At 53.8% G+C, this 17,834-nt stretch carries 14 protein-coding genes; 13 read left to right on the top strand and 1 reads right to left on the bottom strand.

What is annotated here, in order from left to right; all coding sequences use genetic code 11:
* Nucleotides 1-226: 226 nt before the first annotated feature.
* The 12 genes from QMG93_RS12820 (at nt 227) to QMG93_RS12765 (ending at nt 14,470) form a co-directional block, all read left to right on the top strand.
* On the top strand, nt 227-1,507 hold the full coding sequence (locus QMG93_RS12820; protein WP_281936980.1) for an ArsB/NhaD family transporter: 1,281 nt from the start codon (nt 227-229) through the stop codon (nt 1,505-1,507).
* Between the two features lie 32 nt (nt 1,508-1,539).
* A complete protein-coding gene (locus QMG93_RS12815) occupies nt 1,540-1,824 on the top strand; it encodes a hypothetical protein (RefSeq protein WP_281936978.1) in 285 nt (94 codons plus the stop codon).
* A gap of 385 nt (nt 1,825-2,209) precedes the next feature.
* Nucleotides 2,210-4,831 carry an alanine--tRNA ligase gene (alaS, locus tag QMG93_RS12810; protein WP_281936976.1) on the top strand — a complete coding sequence of 874 codons (2,622 nt, stop codon included), beginning with the start codon at nt 2,210-2,212 and terminating at the stop codon, nt 4,829-4,831.
* 78 nt (nt 4,832-4,909) lie between these two features.
* Nucleotides 4,910-5,173 carry an IreB family regulatory phosphoprotein gene (locus QMG93_RS12805; protein WP_025850272.1) on the top strand — a complete coding sequence of 88 codons (264 nt, stop codon included), beginning with the start codon at nt 4,910-4,912 and terminating at the stop codon, nt 5,171-5,173.
* A gap of 252 nt (nt 5,174-5,425) precedes the next feature.
* Nucleotides 5,426-5,848: a Holliday junction resolvase RuvX gene (gene ruvX, locus QMG93_RS12800; RefSeq protein WP_216796255.1), complete on the top strand. Its 423-nt coding sequence runs from the start codon at nt 5,426-5,428 to the stop codon at nt 5,846-5,848.
* Nucleotides 5,849-5,854: 6 nt separating this feature from the next.
* Nucleotides 5,855-6,181 carry a DUF1292 domain-containing protein gene (locus QMG93_RS12795; protein ID WP_281936971.1) on the top strand — a complete coding sequence of 109 codons (327 nt, stop codon included), beginning with the start codon at nt 5,855-5,857 and terminating at the stop codon, nt 6,179-6,181.
* Between the two features lie 69 nt (nt 6,182-6,250).
* Nucleotides 6,251-6,547: a DUF1292 domain-containing protein gene (locus tag QMG93_RS12790; protein WP_036689997.1), complete on the top strand. Its 297-nt coding sequence runs from the start codon at nt 6,251-6,253 to the stop codon at nt 6,545-6,547.
* Nucleotides 6,548-6,632: 85 nt separating this feature from the next.
* Nucleotides 6,633-7,691 (top strand): endolytic transglycosylase MltG, encoded by a 1,059-nt coding sequence (gene mltG / locus QMG93_RS12785; protein WP_281936968.1) that lies wholly within the window; start codon nt 6,633-6,635, stop codon nt 7,689-7,691.
* A 27-nt stretch (nt 7,692-7,718) separates the two neighbouring features.
* The gene (locus tag QMG93_RS12780; RefSeq protein ID WP_281936967.1) at nt 7,719-8,660 is read left to right on the top strand and encodes a peptidase U32 family protein; all 942 of its coding nucleotides are present in this window, start codon (nt 7,719-7,721) and stop codon (nt 8,658-8,660) included.
* A gap of 33 nt (nt 8,661-8,693) precedes the next feature.
* Nucleotides 8,694-9,983, top strand: coding sequence for a peptidase U32 family protein (locus QMG93_RS12775; RefSeq protein WP_281936964.1), 1,290 nt, complete (start codon nt 8,694-8,696; stop codon nt 9,981-9,983).
* A gap of 386 nt (nt 9,984-10,369) precedes the next feature.
* Nucleotides 10,370-12,547, top strand: a complete 2,178-nt coding sequence (locus QMG93_RS12770; protein WP_281936962.1) for a methyl-accepting chemotaxis protein — start codon at nt 10,370-10,372, stop codon at nt 12,545-12,547.
* A gap of 117 nt (nt 12,548-12,664) precedes the next feature.
* The gene (locus tag QMG93_RS12765) at nt 12,665-14,470 is read left to right on the top strand and encodes a peptidoglycan D,D-transpeptidase FtsI family protein (protein WP_281936961.1); all 1,806 of its coding nucleotides are present in this window, start codon (nt 12,665-12,667) and stop codon (nt 14,468-14,470) included.
* Nucleotides 14,471-14,549: 79 nt separating this feature from the next.
* On the opposite strand, the gene QMG93_RS12760 is transcribed toward QMG93_RS12765, so the two are convergent.
* Nucleotides 14,550-15,827 carry an ATP-binding protein gene (locus QMG93_RS12760; protein WP_281936960.1) on the bottom strand — a complete coding sequence of 426 codons (1,278 nt, stop codon included), beginning with the start codon at nt 15,825-15,827 and terminating at the stop codon, nt 14,550-14,552.
* A 378-nt stretch (nt 15,828-16,205) separates the two neighbouring features.
* On the opposite strand from QMG93_RS12760, the gene QMG93_RS12755 reads away from it, so the two are divergent.
* On the top strand, nt 16,206-17,621 hold the full coding sequence (locus tag QMG93_RS12755; protein ID WP_281936958.1) for a HEAT repeat domain-containing protein: 1,416 nt from the start codon (nt 16,206-16,208) through the stop codon (nt 17,619-17,621).
* Nucleotides 17,622-17,834: the final 213 nt, after the last annotated feature.

Below are 17,834 nucleotides of genomic sequence, written 5' to 3'. Positions count from 1 at the left end.
CGACTTCCTTGTGCGTATATATAAGTTGGCAGCGGCAGGGGAGGGCGTGTCTTCGATATCCGGCCGTTGACTGGAGCCTGCTGGTTGCACAAGACAAGTACATAATCGCGTTGATTTTTCGGAGGAGCCTGTCACCAAGGGCTTCTTTTTGCTTTTTTTAGGGTTATGCGGAAGAGCGGCGCGGGCTGACGGCATCAATAAATTGCATCGGAGAGAGGGTTTCATTATGGATCAACAAGCTCTTATCGCTATCGGATTGTTTGCGGTAGCCTACGGTTTTATCGTTTCGGAAAAAATTCACCGGACAATCGTTGCCATGATCGGCGGCATTTTGATGGTCGTGCTGGGGATCGTCAATCAGGAAACGGCGCTTCATCATATCGATTTCAACACGCTTGGCCTGTTGGTTGGCATGATGATTATTGTCGGCATTACCGCGGAAACGGGATTGTTCAAATATATTGCAGTCTGGTCGGCCAAAAAGGCGGGCGGTCACCCGGTCCGCATCATGGTCGTGCTCTCGCTCGTCACGGCGATCGGCTCGGCGTTTCTCGATAATGTGACGACCGTGCTGCTGATGGTGCCGGTAACCTTCAGCATTACGCGGCAGCTGCGAGTAAATCCGGTTCCTTTTCTGATGTCGCAAATTCTCGCCTGCAATATCGGCGGCACGGCGACACTGATTGGCGATCCGCCGAACATCATGATCGGCAGCGCGGTGAAAGAATTGACGTTTATGGCCTTCATCAACAATTTGGCGCCGATTGCGGCGATCATCCTCGCGATCACCGTACCTTTCTTCGTGCTGTTTTACCGCAAACAGATTCGCACGACGGAAGAGCTGCGGCTAGGACTGATGAAAATGAATGAAAAAGCGGAAATCCGCGATCCGGTGCTGTTGAAAAAATGTCTTTTGGTACTTGGGCTGACCCTGATCGGTTTCTTCGTTCACCAGATCGTCCATTTGGAATCGGCGACCGTGGCGCTCGCCGGCGCATTCCTGCTTCTGCTGTTGACCGGCGAGCACTTTCTGGAAGAGGCGTTTCAGCGGGTCGAGTGGACGACGATCTTTTTCTTCGTCGGATTGTTCGTGCTGGTCTCGGGCTTGGTGGAAACCGGCGTGATCGCCGCGTTGGCAAACTACGCGGTCGGGGTAACGGGCGGCGATGTGACGAAATCGGCGGTTCTGATCCTCTGGCTCAGCGGCATCGCCTCGGCGTTTTTGGATAACATCCCGTTCGTGGCGACGATGATTCCGATGATTCAGGAAATGGGCACGATGGGAGTCAGCAACCTGGAGCCGCTTTGGTGGAGTCTTGCGCTCGGGGCTTGTCTCGGGGGGAACGGTTCGCTGATCGGCGCGAGCGCGAATCTGATCGTAGCCGGTATGGCGGCAAAGGAAGGGCATCCGATTTCGTTCATGAAATTTTTCGTGATCGCCTTTCCGCTCATGCTGCTTTCAATCGCTGTTGCAAATGTATACGTGTATGTGAGATATTTGATGTAACAGCAGTCGGTTAACCGAAGGAGGCTTCACCCATGCTACACTATGAATACGACCGTGAGCTTCTGACCATTGAAGAGCAATCGAACGGACAAGATGTCGAGTTTCGGATGAAGCTCCATCGCCCCGATGCCGGTGTGGAGAAGGCAGTTAAGCGGATTCGCGATTATTTCGACGACAACGACGTGATCACGGACGTCTTATTCTATGCCCACGAAGACGCCGAGTATCAATGGATTGTCCGACACGATTTCTACGAGGATTTCGTGATCAGTCTGTTCAGGTACCGGCTTGTCCAGCGCATGGCTTGGGAGCAGTAGACGTTCTGTTGACAAGTCTGCTGCCCGAAAGCTATAATTTTGATAAATAGTGCTTATTTACAGGCACATCAAAGCGTTGATGAAATTTAAGTACGTCATAGTCCATTAGCCAGAGAGAAGGTTTTGGAGGCGACACGGCAAGCTTGCTTGCAGTCTCGCAGCTCCAGCTGGGAAAACCTTTCTAATGAAGGATGACCGAACGCTCATTTCGGAGCGCGGATTCAAAAAGTCCGCCGGGCGGACCCGTTATCGTCCGGACAGAGGAGATTGTGAAGGCGTATCCATGCAGCCGCACAATAACCAGGGTGGTACCGCGAGCAAATCGTCCCTGTTTCAGGGGCGTTTTTTTGTATTAAAATGAAGTGTCGGGAGGAAAATGAACCCAATGAAAGCAAGTGAAATTCGCGCAAAATGGTTGAAGTTTTTTGAAAGCAAGGGGCACACGATCGAGCCCAGCGCTCCGCTCGTGCCGCATAACGATCCGTCGCTGCTGTGGATCAACGCGGGTATGGCTCCGCTGAAGCCGTATTTCGACGGCCGCGTCGTCCCGGAAAATCCGCGGATCGCGAACTCGCAGAAATGTATCCGCACGAACGATATTGAGAACGTCGGCAAAACGCGCCGTCACCATACGTTCTTTGAAATGCTCGGCAATTTCTCCATCGGCGATTATTTCAAGGAAGAAGCGATCACATGGGCTTGGGAGTTTCTGACGAGCCCCGAGTGGATCGGCTTCGATCCGAACCGGTTGTCCGTCACGGTATATCCCGAGGATACCGAAGCGTTCGAACTGTGGAATAAAAAGATCGGCTTGCCGGAGGAGCGCATCTACAAGCTGCAGGACAATTTCTGGGACATCGGCGAAGGTCCTTGCGGCCCGTGTACGGAAATTTTCTACGACCGCGGCGACAAGTACGGCGATCTCAGCGATCCCGAGTGCTGGCCCGGCGGAGAGAACGAGCGCTTCCTTGAAGTATGGAACCTGGTCTTCTCGCAGTTTAACCATAACAAGGACGGCAGCTATACGCCGCTTCCGAACAAAAACATCGATACCGGCGCCGGCTTGGAGCGCTTCGCTTCCATTCTGCAGGATGTCGATTCGAACTTTGACACCGATCTGTTCCAGCCGATCATTCAAAAGACGGCCCAGCTTGCCGGCGTGACTTACAAGCAAAACGAAGAGTACGACGTGGCGCTGAAAGTGATCGCCGACCACATCCGTACGGTTGCCTTCTCCGTCGGCGACGGCGTGCTTCCGTCCAACGAGGGCCGAGGCTACGTCATCCGCCGTTTGCTCCGCCGCGCGGTGCGATACGGCAAGGTGCTTGGCATGGACAAGCCGTTCCTGTATACGCTGACGCCAATTGTTAGCGAGGTGATGGGCGTCTACTACCCGGAAGTGGTCGAAAAACGCGAATTCATCGAGAAGATCATCCGCATCGAGGAGGAGCGCTTCCACGAGACGCTGTCCGACGGCCTTACGATTTTGGCCGAAATGGTCGACAAAGCGCGCAGCGAAGGCAGCACGGTCATCAGCGGCCCGGACGCCTTCAAGCTGTATGATACGTATGGCTTCCCGTTCGATCTGACCGAGGATTTTGCTGCCGAAAAAGGGATGACGGTCGATCGCGCAGGCTTCGATCAAGCGATGCAGGAGCAGCGCGAACGCGGCCGCGAGGCCCGCAAAGAGACCGACAGTATGAAGGTGCAGGGCGGTCCGCTGGCCGATTTCACGGTTAAAAGCGAGTTTGTTGGATATACTGATTTGGTAACTGCTGCTAAAGTGATTGCGGTCGTGCATGAGAACCAGTTCGTCGATTTGGTCGGAACGGGCGAGACGTGCCAGGTGATTTTGGACCAAACCCCGTTCTATGCCGAAAGCGGCGGTCAGGTCAGTGACCACGGATATATTACCGCAGGCGATACGGTGCTCAAGGTTGAGGACGTGGGCAAGGCGCCGCACGGACAGCATGTGCATACCGTTGTCGTGGAAGCAGGCGTGCTGCGCAAGGGCGATACCGTTCAAGCGACGGTAACGCAGGATGTACGTGAAGATATCATTAAAAATCATACGGCGACCCACCTGCTGCACAAAGCGCTCAAGGAAGTGCTCGGCGAGCACGTGAACCAAGCCGGATCGCTTGTTGCGCCCGAGCGCCTGCGCTTCGACTTCTCGCACTTCGGCAGCATTTCCGCAGAAGAGCTGCAGGATATCGAGCAGCGGGTTAACGAGCAAATTTGGAAGAGCATCGAAGTCGATATTTCGCTCAAACCGATTGCCGAAGCCAAGGCTATGGGAGCGATGGCGCTCTTCGGCGAAAAATACGGCGATATCGTCCGCGTCGTGCAAGTCGGCGGCTACAGTCTGGAGCTGTGCGGCGGCTGCCACGTGCGGAACACGGGCCAGATCGGCTTGTTCAAAATCGTCAGCGAGTCGGGGATCGGCTCCGGCGTACGGCGGATCGAAGCGACGACGGGACGGAACGCTTATCAATATTTGGACGGGCAGTTGCAACTGCTGCGCGATGCGGCAAGCCTGCTGAAATCGAACATCGGCGACGTGCCGAAACGGATCGAAGGCTTGTTTGCACAGCTTAAGGAAGTATCGCGCGAGAACGAATCGCTCAAAGCAAAGCTCAGCGGCATTGAAGCAGGCTCGCTCACCGATCAGGCGAAAACGGTGGACGGCGTAACGGTGCTTGCCGCGCAGGTGAGCGCAGGCGATATGGAGACGCTCCGCAATATCGTCGATCAGATGAAGACAAAACTCGGCTCGGCCGTGATCGTGCTCGGAGCTGCTGCGGAGGACAAGGTCAATCTGGTTGCGGCCGTGACGCCGGATTTGGTGTCGAAGGGCTACCACGCGGGCAAGCTGATCAAGGAAGTCGCTTCCCGCTGCGGTGGCAGCGGCGGCGGACGTCCGGACATGGCGCAGGCCGGCGGCAAGGACGCTTCCAAGCTGCAGGAAGCGCTGCAAAGCGTGGAGCAGCTCGTGGCGGCAAAATAATAATTTTGCCGTAAACAGGAATTTTTAGGATCGTGGCGAATAAGTCAGTATTGATCAAATGCAGGGGGGTGCCTCTAAATGAGTTCGATGGATAAAACGATGAAGTTCAATGTAAAAGCGGAAGAGATCGAGACCTCGCCCAAAGAAGTCATTCTAGCGGTGTACGATGCGCTGCAGGAGAAGGGGTACAATCCGATCAACCAGATCGTAGGCTATTTGCTCTCGGGTGACCCGGCTTACATTCCGCGTCACAACAATGCGCGCAGCATCATCCGCAAGCGGGAGCGGGACGAATTGATCGAGGAACTGGTTCGTTCCTACTTGCAGCACTATAAATCCTAGAAGTCCGGTGAATACAGCGGAGGGGGCGGAATCGTTCTGGAGAAGCGTTAGCGGTCGCCTTTGTCTCCGGATTCTAACCTCTCAAAAGGTTATCTGATCTAAGAATCCGGAGCCGGGGTCCCCGCAAAGTAATCGATTTTACTTCTCGGATTGGACTTCACTTTGTGGGGGAGAGCAGCGATCGGAAGAATGATTCGCTCACGCAGCGGTCTTTTATTCACTGGACTTTTAACCGCCAGACTGGAGAAACTAATGCGCTTGATGGGACTGGATTACGGGGACAAGACGATCGGCGTCGCCGTCAGTGACGAGCTTGGTTGGACGGCGCAAGGGCTTGAAGTGATCCGTAGAACGACCGAGGAGCGCGATATGGCCCGCCTTCGGGAGATTATCGCGCAATACGGCGTCACGGAAATCGTCGTAGGCCTGCCGAAAAACATGAACAACACGATCGGTCCGCGTGGAGAAATTTGTATCGCATTTTCAGAGCAACTGCATGAAACCCTACAATTGCCGGTGCATTTGTGGGATGAAAGGCTGACAACCGCCTCCGCCCAGCGCACGCTGCTGGAGGCGGACGTCAGCCGCAAGAAACGAAAGCAGGTCATCGACAAGATGGCGGCTGCGCTCATTTTGCAAGGATATATGGATGCACAATCCAACTCGAAGAGGTGAAGAACGGTGACAGATAAAGACCAAAGTTCCAATCAGGAGCAACTGCAGGAAGAGCCCGAAATTATTTACATTCCCGACGAAGAAGGCAACGAAGAAGAATTTGAAGTCATCATGAAATTCGAAGTGGACGGCTCGGATAAAAAGTATATGATGGTTGTTCCTGTCGATGCCGACGAGGAATCCGACGAAGTGTACGCGTTCCGCTATGAAGAGGACGGCGACGACCTGCAGCTGTACACGATTGAGGACGAAGAAGAATGGAATATCGTGGAGGAAACGTTCAACACGCTGATGGACGAATACGACGACGAGGAAGAAGAATCGTCCAAGTAAGACGGCGCCCGCCCTCCCGTCCGGGAGGCGGGCCGTTTGTATAAGGAGGCTGGAACGTTGAATTCGAATATGGAAGCGACGCCGACCCGTCAGTTGCGGGAAACGTTCGGAGATGATATTATTTTGTATGACGAAGAGCAGGAATCCGTCGTCTATCGTATCGTCTCCGAATTGATCCTGGGCGATCAAGGGTACGCGATGCTGGAAAAAGCGAAGCCGGGCAAGGAAGACGAACCGGAAATTTACCGTGTGACACGGAAAGATGACGGGGAGCTTGAGCTTGAAACGATCGAAGACGACGATGAATGGGAAAACGTCTCCGAGCTTTTCGACGAGTTGACTTTTCCGGCTGACGAACAGTTGTAATGTACAACTTTTTTCTTAAGGAAGCCTGAGCGGAGATGATCCGCTCTTTTTCGTTTGTTTGCGGAGATGTAGAAGGAGCGGCGCCGTGAAACGGGTATGGATTTGGGGAACAATAGGACTTGTTGCAATAGTGGCCGGAGCCGGGACAGGATTCGGGTGGTATGTCACCCGCTCGCTTCAGCCGATGCCGGCTGCGGAGACGGAGCAGCGCATCTCGCTGCCGCCGGGCGCCGGAACGGGGCAGCTCGCGGCCGAGCTGGAAAGCAAGGGCATTATTCGCAGCGCCCGCGTTTTTACGTGGTATTTGAAATACAAGCAGGAAGGCGGCCGCTTCCAAGCAGGCGAGTACGCCATGAAGCCCGGGCTGTCGCCGGATGAGATCATCGAGCACTTGAACCGGGGTGATACGGTTAAGGAAACCGGTATTCGCCTGACAGTGCCTGAGGGTTTTACCGTGCGTCAGATCGCGGAAAAGCTGCAGCAGCAGGAAGGCGTTGACTTGCAGCAGTTCATGAATCTTGTACAAGGCTACAAGGGGCCGGAAGGCTCCGTAGCGGCGCAAATTCCGGCCGACACGTCCTTGCGGTCCCGTCTCGAAGGCTATTTGTTCCCGGAAACGTACGAATGGAAAAAGGGTACAAGTCCGCAAGAGATGATCGAGACGATGACGCAGGAGCTCGACAAGAAGCTCGGGCAGTTGCCGCAGGATTGGAAGCAGACATTGGCCCAGCGCGGCTTGACCGTGCATCAGATGCTGACGCTGGCCTCGCTCATCGAGCGCGAGGTTGTTGTCGAAGACGAGCGCGCACTCGTCAGCGGTGTCATTCATAACCGCTTAAAGCAAGGGATGCCGCTGCAGATCGATGCGACCGTGCAGTATTTGTTTGACAAGCCGAAGGAACGGCTGTTTGAGAAGGATTTGCAGATCCAAAGTCCTTATAATACGTATTTAAATAAAGGGCTGCCGCCCGGACCGATTGCAAGTCCGAGCCTCGCCTCAATCAAAGCGGCGATTTATCCGGCAGATACCAAATATTTGTTTTATGTAACCAAAAAGGACGGAAGCAAAGCGCATTTGTTTGCGGAAACGTTCGAGCAGCATAAGAAGAATATTACGGAGAGCGCCAAGAGCGCCAAGCCGTAGTTTTACAATGTGAGGAGAAGGTGAGCGATGAAAAAACCGGAACTGTTGATTTCGGCCGGATCATCCGCAGAAGCGAAGCGGTATATCGAAGCAGGGGCGGACGCTGTCCTCGTAGGCGAGCACCGGTTCGGCTTGCGGCTGCCGGGGGAAGTAACGGCGGAAGAGCTGGCCTCGCTCGTTTCATGGGCGCATGAACACGGAGCGAAAGTATACGCAGCCGTTAACAATATTATGGACAACGACTTGCTGCCTGAGCTGGAAAAGTATGTAGGTCAGTTGCAACAAGCGAGCATCGACGGCATCGTCTTCGGCGATCCGGCCGTGCTGATGGCAGTTCGCGGCTTCGCACCCGGCATGCGTTTGCATTGGAACGCGGAGATGACCTCCACCAACTATGCGACGGCTAGCTATTGGGCAAGCAAAGGGGCGGCCCGCATGGTGCTGGCCCGCGAGCTGAACTTGGAGGAGACGCTGGAAATTGCGCGTCAGCTTGACGGCTCGATGGAAGTGGAAGTGCAAGTTCATGGCATAACGAATATATATCATTCGAAGCGGAGCCTGCTGACCAATTATAAAGAGCATCAGGGGCGTCCACAAGAGCTTGAAAAGCTGGAGCTCGATAAAGAGGAAGGCTTGTTCCTGATTGAGCAGGAGCGGCCGAACGAGCGATATCCGATCTACGAGGATGCGAACGGCACGCATATTATGAGTTCGGACGACATTTGTATACTAGACAGCTTGCACGAACTGATGGAAGGCGGCATCGACAGCTTCAAGCTGGAGGCGCTGCTAAAATCGCCGGAGTATAATGAAGCGGTTGTCCGCGGTTACCGGCAGGCGATAGATGCGTATATGGCGAATCCGGACGGCTACGAATTTCAAGAGGAATGGCTCGATTCCATCCGGGCGCTGCAGGACGAACGCCGCGAGCTGACGTACGGATTCTTTTTCAAAGAGCAGGTTTATTAATACAATTCGAAGATATAAGCGAGGTGGAATATCATGACATTGTTGAAGCAAGAGCTGCTCGGCAAGCGAGTGCGGTTTGAGAAGCCCGAACTGCTCGCGCCGGCCGGAAGCTTGGAAAAGCTAAAATTCGCCGTTCATTACGGGGCGGATGCGGTCTACATCGGCGGACAGCAATACGGGCTCAGGTCGAACGCGGACAACTTCACCTTCGAGGAAATGCGGGAAGGGGTCGAATTTGCGGAGAAGTACGGCGCCAAAGTATTCGTCGCTACGAATATTTATGCCCACAACGAAGATTTGTCGGGTCTGGAAGATTATCTTCGCGGCATTCAGGATGCCGGTGTACATGCGATCATCGTGGCGGACCCGATTATAATCGAGACGTGCAAGCGCGCGGCTCCGAAGCTGGAAATTCATCTGAGCACCCAGCAGTCCACGATGAACCGGCAGGCCGTACAGTTCTGGAAAGAAGAAGGCATTGACCGGGTCGTGCTTGCCCGCGAGGCAACCATGGAAGAAATCGTCGAGATCAAGACGCACGTCGATATGGAGATCGAAGTGTTCGTCCATGGGGCGATGTGCAGCTCCTATTCGGGACGGTGCGTGCTGTCGAATCATTTCACAGACCGCGACTCGAACCGCGGCGGCTGTTCGCAGTCCTGCCGCTGGAAATACGATCTGTTTACTACCGAGGAAGAGCTGAGCGGACCGCAGATCGGCATCAAGGAAATTCCGTTGTTTCAAACGGGCGACAATCCGTTCTCGATGAGCTCGAAGGATCTGTGCATGATCGAGTACGTTCCCGAGCTGATTCGTGCGGGCGTCGACAGCTTCAAAATCGAAGGGCGCATGAAGAGCGTTCACTACGTCGCCACGGTCGTCAATGCGTACCGTCAAGCGATCGATGCGTATTTTGCCGATCCGGAGCATTACGAGATGAAGCCGGAGTGGCTGTACGAGATTCAGAAGGCCGCTAACCGTCCGCTCAATACCGGGTTTTTCTACGACCGTCCGGGGCACGAGGACCACATCTTCGAGCCCGAGGACAAAGCGGCTCCGTACGACTTTGTCGGCGTTGTGATGGAGTATGACGAAGCGACGCAGAGCGCGCTAATCCAGCAGCGGAACCATTTTAAGCCGGGGCAGGAAGTGGAATTCTTCGGTCCGAAGGGCACGTTCTTCAAGCAGGCGGTGGGCGAGCTGCAGGATGAAGAGGGCAAAGCGCTCGACGCTGCGCGGCATCCGCTGCAGCTCATCCGGATGAAGGTGGAGCAGCCTGTCCGTCCGTTTGATATGATGCGCAAAAAGATGAGAAAATCGTAAATGACCGCGGCATAACCGCTGCTTGACGACGGCTCCATCCCTTAGGGATGGGGCTTTTTTGCGTTTACAGGAGATTATCCCGATGCAAAAAGTCGGTCAAATGGCCTAAGTATGCGCCTTCGGTCATGTGGTCGCATTTTTTGTTTAAATATCTATAACATTTTACCTACTTGGTCCCGATATAGATAAAGATACTCTTTTTTTATTAATTAAAAATTTATATATTTCGTAAGGTGATTTTGAATTGAGGCGGTGGAACTAACATTTTTTTTCGATCGCAACCCAATGAAGTAAAGGGATTTTGACATTTCATGTCGAATACCAAGATTAACCGGTTAAATGCTTGCATACTTATCAAACTAATACATATCTAGGTGGTGTTTCCTGTGAAGGATCAATGGTCTTCACTTAAAGCCAGCCTGCAAAAAGCCGGCAAATCGTTGAAAAATGGGCGCTCCAATTCGTCCGACCCGAATCATTCCGAAGGTTCGCGTGCTTCTAAAGTCGTGGATTCGCTGAAGGAAGTAGGTCTAATGAACTTGTTGAGGTCGGTAGGGGGCAAGCTGTTCCTTATCTTTTTTATCAGCATCTTGTTTTTCGTGTTGACCGTAGGTCTGACTTCTTATAACATCTCCAAGGGCGTTATTCAGAAAAAGGTGGCTGATGCGTCGGAAGGCACCATTACGCAGGCCGGGCAAAAGCTCGATCTACTCTACGCCACGTATGAAGACTTGTCGATGCAAATTTTGCTGGACGAAGATTTGAAAAAGCTGCTTGCGGATATGGATAGCGTGAATAAAAACAGCTACGATTTTCTCCAGCTCCGGCAGAAGCTTGGCGACAAGCTGAACGTTTATTCGTACTCGAACAAAACGCTGAAATCGATCTATTTGTTTAAAGCAAGCGGAGAACCGGTAGCTTCGGCCGGTTCGGCGATGAATAAGGAAAGTCTGGCGCAGGAAGATTGGTTCAAGAAGATCGTCGAAGGTAACGGCAAAGCGACCTGGCTGGAATCCAGAGCGAAGGGTTACTCGGATTCGCTCGGCAATGCGGGCACAGCTTCGTTCGGTCTGGGCCGCGTGCTGAAAAATACGACGACCAATGCCGTGCAGTCCGTGCTTCTGCTGGAGATCAATCTGGAAGCGGTTGGTAAGGAGCTCGGCCAAATCTCGATGGGCGAAGGCGGGAAAACGGTCATCGTCACGCCCGACATGAACTACATCTATAGCCAGGATACTGCGGAAATCGGCAAGCCGAGCGATTTGGGAGTAACGAAGGAAGCTTTCGCCGAAGACAAAGGAAAGCTGCAAAACAGCAAGCAGGATATGCAGCTCGTTTATTTCAAATCGGCCAAAACAAATTGGCTTTTGATCGGCGCGATGCCCGTGGCGGAGCTTGTGAAGGATGCGGGAGTCATCTTTGGCATGACTTGGCTGATGGCTTTTGTGGCGATGATTATCGCCGTTGTTATCGGATACTTCATCGTACGGATGATCGGACGCCCGGTCGTTCAGCTCCGCAACTTGATGAAAGAAGGGGAGCAGGGCAATCTGAAGGTGCGGATGACCGTCACGAGCCAGGACGAGATCGGGCAGCTTGGTCAAAGCTTCAACCAGATGATGGAAAAAATTACGACGTTGGTACAGCAGACGAATCATTCCGCTCAAGAGGTACTGCAAACGGCGGGGAGCTTATCGGACGCTTCCAAGAAAACGGCTACGTCGGCTAAAGAAATCGCCGTCGCTACCGAAGAAATCGCCAGCGGCGCATCCAGCCTGGCTGTAGAATCCGAGCGCGGCAACGAGCTGACTCACAATATCGGCATGCAGATGAAAAGCGTGGTCGACGCCAACATCGTCATGGGCTCCGCAGCTTCGGAAGTACAAGCGTCGAGTAAACAAGGGATCGAGTATATGTCCGAGCTGATCGGCAAAACGAACGCAACGGAAGCGATGACCCGCTCGATGGTGGAGAAGGTCGATAACCTGAAGGAAAGCACCCGCTCCATCCGCAAAATTTTGGACGTGCTCAGCAACATGACGAAGCAAACGAACATCTTGTCGCTGAATGCTACGATTGAAGCGGCCCGGGCCGGTGCGGCAGGGAAAGGCTTCATGGTCGTTGCGGACGAAATCCGCAAGCTGGCCGATCAATCCAGACAATCGATCGCGATCGTCGGTCAAATTACCGAAACGATTCAGAAGGAAATTGACGAGACGGTTAACGTGCTTTCGCAGGCTTATCCGATTTTCCAAGAGCAAATCGAATCCGTGAAAGAAGCCGATTCGATCTTTAAGCAAGTCGATTCGCAGATGGGCGAATTCATTGAACGATTGTCCGAAGTAACGGAATCGATCAGCGAGCTTGAAGCGTCGCAGATGGTGTTGAGCGATGCGATGTCTAACGTCAGCGCAGTGGCCGAAGAATCGTCCGCGACATCGCAAGAGGTAGCATCCTTGAGCTCGGAGCAAATGAGCATCAGCTCCGGTCTTGTGAAGCTTTCCGACAGTCTCGAAGAGCTGTCGAACTCGTTGAAGGAACAGTTGTCGAAATTCCAAGTTTAATGCAGGTCTGCGCGGCGTCTTCTCCATTCGGGGAAGGCGCTTTTTGTTTGGTCGTTTGCAGAGGGCGGTTCCTGACCATACTTGTATCATCATACAAGGTACTGGCAGGTGCTCGGGATGGACAACGGAACAAAGCTGCAAAAGAACCGGATTTTTATCGTATTGCTGCTGGTTATCGGGATTTTGAGCGCTTGGAATTTACGGTTGTTCTGGATTCAAGTGGCGGCTTCCCGCAGCTTGACGGAACGAAAGATCGACTTGGTGGAAAATTCGGTCATTCAGCGGGCTCAAGGTCTTGTGCTCGATAGCGGGCGGGGTGACTTCGTGGACCGAAACGGCGTTCCATTGACGGGAACGGCGCAAAAGGTGTTGGTCGTTTTCCCTATCCATGAGGAAGAGTCTGCGGATACATCTACGGCGACGGACCGGGTGGCAAACATCGTAAACGCCCCGCTTTCCGCTTGGCAGTCCTTTGTTCGCCAGTTAAAAGGTCCGGCCATTTGGTCCGTGTCCGGCCGTCCGGTTCCTTTGACCGACGCGCAGGCGGCCAAGATCGAGGCTTTGGGTCTGAAATCCGTCCGGGCCATGACCTTTAAGCAGCGCTACGCCGAGCGCCAGCCGGCAAGCCAGGTGCTCGGCTTCATTGGGCAAAATCCGGAGCGAATTACGCGGCAGTTCACCGACCAATTCCATAAGGGGGAGCTGCAGCTCACGAGCAAAATCGGCAATGCCGGGTTGGAAAAAACGTTTGAACCTTGGCTGCAGGGCATCGGGCCGTCCTACGTCTCGCTGTTCACTGACGGCTTGAAGCGTCCGCTGCCCGGCCTCGATACGCGCCAAATCGCTCCGAGCAATCCGTATTACCCGCTAAAAGTCGTCACGACTCTCGATTCCGGGATACAGCAGCAAGTTGAGCAGACCTTGGAACGCTTGCACGTGACGGAAGGCGCCGTCGTCGTATTGGATATTCGAAATGGGGATACGATCGCGATGGCCGGTACGCCCACATTTCAGCCGGAGCATGTCGATCTGGCTCAAGGAAATTGGAGCAATAAGGCATTAAAAGCGGTCGCCCCCGGATCGATTTTTAAAACCGTGACCGCCGCGGCTGCCTTGGAGGAAAAGGCGGTAAAAGCAGACGAAACGTTCGAGTGCACAGGCGCACTTGGAAAATACGGCTTCACCTGCTGGAAGAAGGAAGGACACGGCATGCTGACATTGGAAGAAGGCTTCGCCCAGTCGTGCAACATCGTGTTTGCGAAGGTGGCGCAGCGGCTTGGTGGAGACAAGCTGGAGGCTTATGCGCACAGGCTCGGGCTGGAAACGCCCATCGGCTGGAGCGGAGATGTGCTGACCCGGAAGGATTTTCGCCAATGGGATGCCGAGGAGCAGGGACAAATCTATGCTTCAATTTCGGACAAGTCGGACAAAGGGGCGCTGGTACAGACGGCCATCGGACAGCGGGACGTGTTAATGACACCGCTGCAAGCGGCTAATTTGGTCGTGACGCTGTATAATCAAGGGAAGGTCGCATCGCCGCGAATCGTGCGGGAAATCCGGTTCCGGAACGATCGGTTATACCAGTCGTTCCCGCCTCATGAGCTTGAGCCGGCCGCTAAACCTATCAAGCCGGCGACGGCGAAACGGCTGCTGGGTTGGATGGCCGAGACGGTGGAGCACGGCACCGGGAAGGCGCTGCGCACGGCGAAATGGAGCTTAGCCGGGAAATCGGGGACGGCGCAGATCAGGTTAAAAAACGGACGACCCGGCGAAAATCATTGGTTTATCGGCTACGGTCCTGCAGGACATCCCCGCTATGCCGCTGCGGTGGTTGTCCAGAACGTCCCGGAAGGGAACAGCCATAGGGCGATCCCGCTTTTTAAAGAAGTGATGAATATTTTGGCTGACAACTCTGAAAATTAGGGTTTATTGGAAGGGGATTAAGGAAGGCTGCGTTTTCGCGAGATGTACGGCGAAAGACTCAGCCTTTTTTTCAATGAGGTTAATGATAGGTAGAGGAGTGCAGCGAAGGAATCAAAATCGAGAAGCAGGTGCCTTTGCCTACTTCGCTCGTCACGTCGATTCGGCCGTGAATGTTTTGAATGGCCCGATAGGTGACCATCATGCCGAGGCCGGTCCCTTTACCGCGGGTGGAATAGAACGGCGTGCCGAGCCGTCCGACTTCATCTTGCGTCATGCCGATCCCTTGATCGATAATGTCGATGCACACCGTCTGATTTTGCAGCACGCCGACGATTTGCAGCTTGCCTCCGCCGGGCATTGCTTCAATGCCGTTTTTGCACAAATGCATGATGCACTGCGAGAACTTATCCGGATTGGCACTGATCATCAGCTTGTCCTGCAGCTGCGTTTCTACCGATACACCCCGAAGGTCGGCGTACGACTGCAGCGTTTGGACCGTCTGTAAAATAAGCGGCTTGGCGTCTACCAGCTCGATCTCTTCCAGCTGGGGCTTGGCAAAGGATAAGTAATCGTTAATGATTGCCTGAGCTTTATCGACTTCTTCCAAGACCATCTGGCTGTAAATTTGCCGCTTGTCTTCCGCCAAGTCGTTTTGACGCATCATTTGCACGAAACCGCGGGCGACCGTCATCGGATTGCGGATTTCGTGGGCAAAGGAGGCTGCCAGCTCGCTCAGCATATTCATTTTGTCGTTATGCTGCAGTTGCTTGCGCAATTCGATATTTCGCTTGATCTGCCTGATGATATAGACGACAAGTCCGGCGGTAAACGAATGGATAAGGATGAACGAAGCAAAAAACAGGAAGAAGTATCCGGTAACTGGAATGCGCTCCTGCCACAGCGAGAACAAGGCGACAAATGCCGTAATCAAGGATAAAACGAATCCCAATCCTGCCGCTGTCGCGGTACTGAGCAGCCGGGCCGCATCGGCGATCCGTCGCTTGCAGTACCACAGCAGGATGAGATCGAAGCCGAGGGAAATCGGCAGCGTATGAAGACCGTACCGTCCCAACTTCCAATGGTAGGCCATAATAATGGCGGCTACGCCTAGAGCCGGCAAGGGGCCGGCATAAAAAAAGCATAAGGCGAGCGGAATCAAGCGGAAATCGAACAAATATCCGGGGGAGAGCTCGAACGGATGCATCATGCTGACCAAAGAGGCGACCGTGCAGATGACGGTAACGATGATCTGGTTCGTACGCACGTTCACATGCTGCAGACGGTCAATCCAGAACAGATGATACAGCATGACCGGCGTAATCACGATAAGCATGTTTAACAGCAATTGGTGGAGCAAATTCAATGTCATCACCTTTGGGCAGCGTGTTTTGAGAAGCCTCTCCGACCTTGAGTCAAGTGATTGTTACTACAGAGCTGCGTTTGTCGTCGGAGACGTCCTTCATAAAGAACGATCTTGCAAATATTGCGTAAGCTAGGCTTTGGCTTGTCGTCTGGACATCATATGGGATATTTACCTTCGGGTGTGGTTCAAAATAGCTATCTTACCATTATATCGAACCGTTTGTAAAAATAAAATATGCATAATGGATGGAATTAGCGTCGGAAAAATCCTTATTTTTGTGCAAATTCGAATTACCTTCCTGCATGTGCGCGGCCCGGCTTCTTCTCTATAATGAGGGCATCGTCATACTTCACTTCCCGGGAGGAAAAAAGAATGAGCCGTCCAACCCCTGTTTTGTTAACCGATGAGCAAATGAGAACGTTTATAACCGAAGGCTTCCTGATCCTGCAGACGGATTTCCCCGAATCGTTCCACCTTGCACTGACGGATCAGTTGAAGCATGTGTACGAGCATGAAGGGAACCCGGGAAACAATCTGCTGCCACGCATTCGTGAGCTGCAGAAAGTATTCGATCACCCCGTCGTTACGGGAGCGCTAACCAGTGTGCTCGGGCCAAATTATATGCTGCACGCGCACCGCCACGGACATTACAACGCTTCTCCCGTGGCCGGGGGCTGGCATAAAGACAGCTATTGGGGCTACAAAAGAATGCGCAATCATCATCCGTGGTGGGCGATGATTATGTATTTTCCTCAAGATACGCCCGTTGAGCTCGGACCGACGGGCATCATGCCGGGCACGCAAAATTACGAGAGCCGGACCTTCGAAGCGGATAATCCGGAAGGCGAAGCGGTAGCAAGCGGAAAAGCGGGGACTTTTGCGCTGATTCATTATGACATCTGGCACCGGTCGACCCCGAATCTTCTCGGACGGCACAGGTATATGCTCAAGTTTGAGTTCATGCGGACGGAAGCGCCGCAAGCGCCGAGCTGGGATTGCCAGGAAACCGAATGGAAGCGGCCGGCCTCGTTCAGTACGCCGATTGTGGAGCATGAAGCCATGTGGAAAGAAACGTGGAATTGGTTATCCGGTCGGCTGGGGAGCTTGACGGGCGCTATCGTTTCGGGAGGAGCGGAGGCATTTCAAGCGACTGAGGCCAAGCTGGAAGATTCGTACGAGCCAAATGCTTTGAATGCTGCGTATGAGCTCGCAGGCATGGGCCACGAGGGAATAAAAGCGTTGATACGCGGTCTGCTTCACGAGCATGTGAAGGTTTCACGCACGGCGGCTTACGGCCTGGCGGTTGCCGGGGCCGAAGCGGTCGCGCCGCTCGAACAAGCGCTGGGCAGCGAACGGGACGAGATAATCGTCCATGCGGCCTACGCGCTCGGCGAATTGAGGCACTTGGCGGCGCAAGCCGTACCGTCGCTGATCAAGCTGCTCGATCATTCGTCCCCACCGGTCCGGCAGACGGTCACCGAGACGCTCGGGATGATCGGCACGCCCACGGACCGCGTTGTCTCCGCCTTGATCCGCTGCCTTCAGGATGAGGACGTTCAAGTCCGCTTCATGGCCGGCTTGGCCTTGTGCCGCGTCGGGTCGGCCGGGGAGGCTGCAGTGCCGCAGCTTGAAAAAGCGCTGGATGACGACAATCGTTACGTTCGGGCGCACGCAGCCGAAGCGCTGCATTACATCGACACCGACGCGGCAAAGGACGTGCTGATCCGTTTCCTGCTCAATTCCCGCTGGTGTCCGACAACAACGGCGCAGAGCACCTTTTATCCTTAATGGCTTGTTCGATACGACCTCGTTCAACCTCGTCCCACAATGCGGGATGGGGTTTTTCAGGTTTATGGACTGACCGGACGGGTAAAGAAGCTTACGATCCGATTGAATTTTATGCATGTTTCGATTGGAACGAATGTTCGTAGTACTAGCGGAAGTTAGTACTTCCTTTTCCTCTCGGACGGGATATACTTGAGGTATCAACACTCGCACAAG

Origin of the sequence: Paenibacillus tyrphae (assembly GCF_027925525.1) — a bacterium.
Taxonomy (GTDB): Bacteria; Bacillota; Bacilli; order Paenibacillales; family NBRC-103111; genus Paenibacillus_G; species Paenibacillus_G tyrfis_B.
Note: the sequence above shows the minus strand (reverse complement) of the source record. Positions and strands in the feature narration are given on the sequence as shown.

Coding starts and splice junctions, on each gene's coding strand:
- QMG93_RS12820 (WP_281936980.1), top strand. CDS start 227: ATGGATCAACAAGCTCTTATCGCTATCGGATTGTTTGCGGTAGCCTAC.
- QMG93_RS12815 (WP_281936978.1), top strand. CDS start 1,540: ATGCTACACTATGAATACGACCGTGAGCTTCTGACCATTGAAGAGCAA.
- alaS (WP_281936976.1), top strand. CDS start 2,210: ATGAAAGCAAGTGAAATTCGCGCAAAATGGTTGAAGTTTTTTGAAAGC.
- QMG93_RS12805 (WP_025850272.1), top strand. CDS start 4,910: ATGAGTTCGATGGATAAAACGATGAAGTTCAATGTAAAAGCGGAAGAG.
- ruvX (WP_216796255.1), top strand. CDS start 5,426: ATGCGCTTGATGGGACTGGATTACGGGGACAAGACGATCGGCGTCGCC.
- QMG93_RS12790 (WP_036689997.1), top strand. CDS start 6,251: ATGGAAGCGACGCCGACCCGTCAGTTGCGGGAAACGTTCGGAGATGAT.
- QMG93_RS12780 (WP_281936967.1), top strand. CDS start 7,719: ATGAAAAAACCGGAACTGTTGATTTCGGCCGGATCATCCGCAGAAGCG.
- QMG93_RS12775 (WP_281936964.1), top strand. CDS start 8,694: ATGACATTGTTGAAGCAAGAGCTGCTCGGCAAGCGAGTGCGGTTTGAG.
- QMG93_RS12765 (WP_281936961.1), top strand. CDS start 12,665: ATGGACAACGGAACAAAGCTGCAAAAGAACCGGATTTTTATCGTATTG.
- QMG93_RS12755 (WP_281936958.1), top strand. CDS start 16,206: ATGAGCCGTCCAACCCCTGTTTTGTTAACCGATGAGCAAATGAGAACG.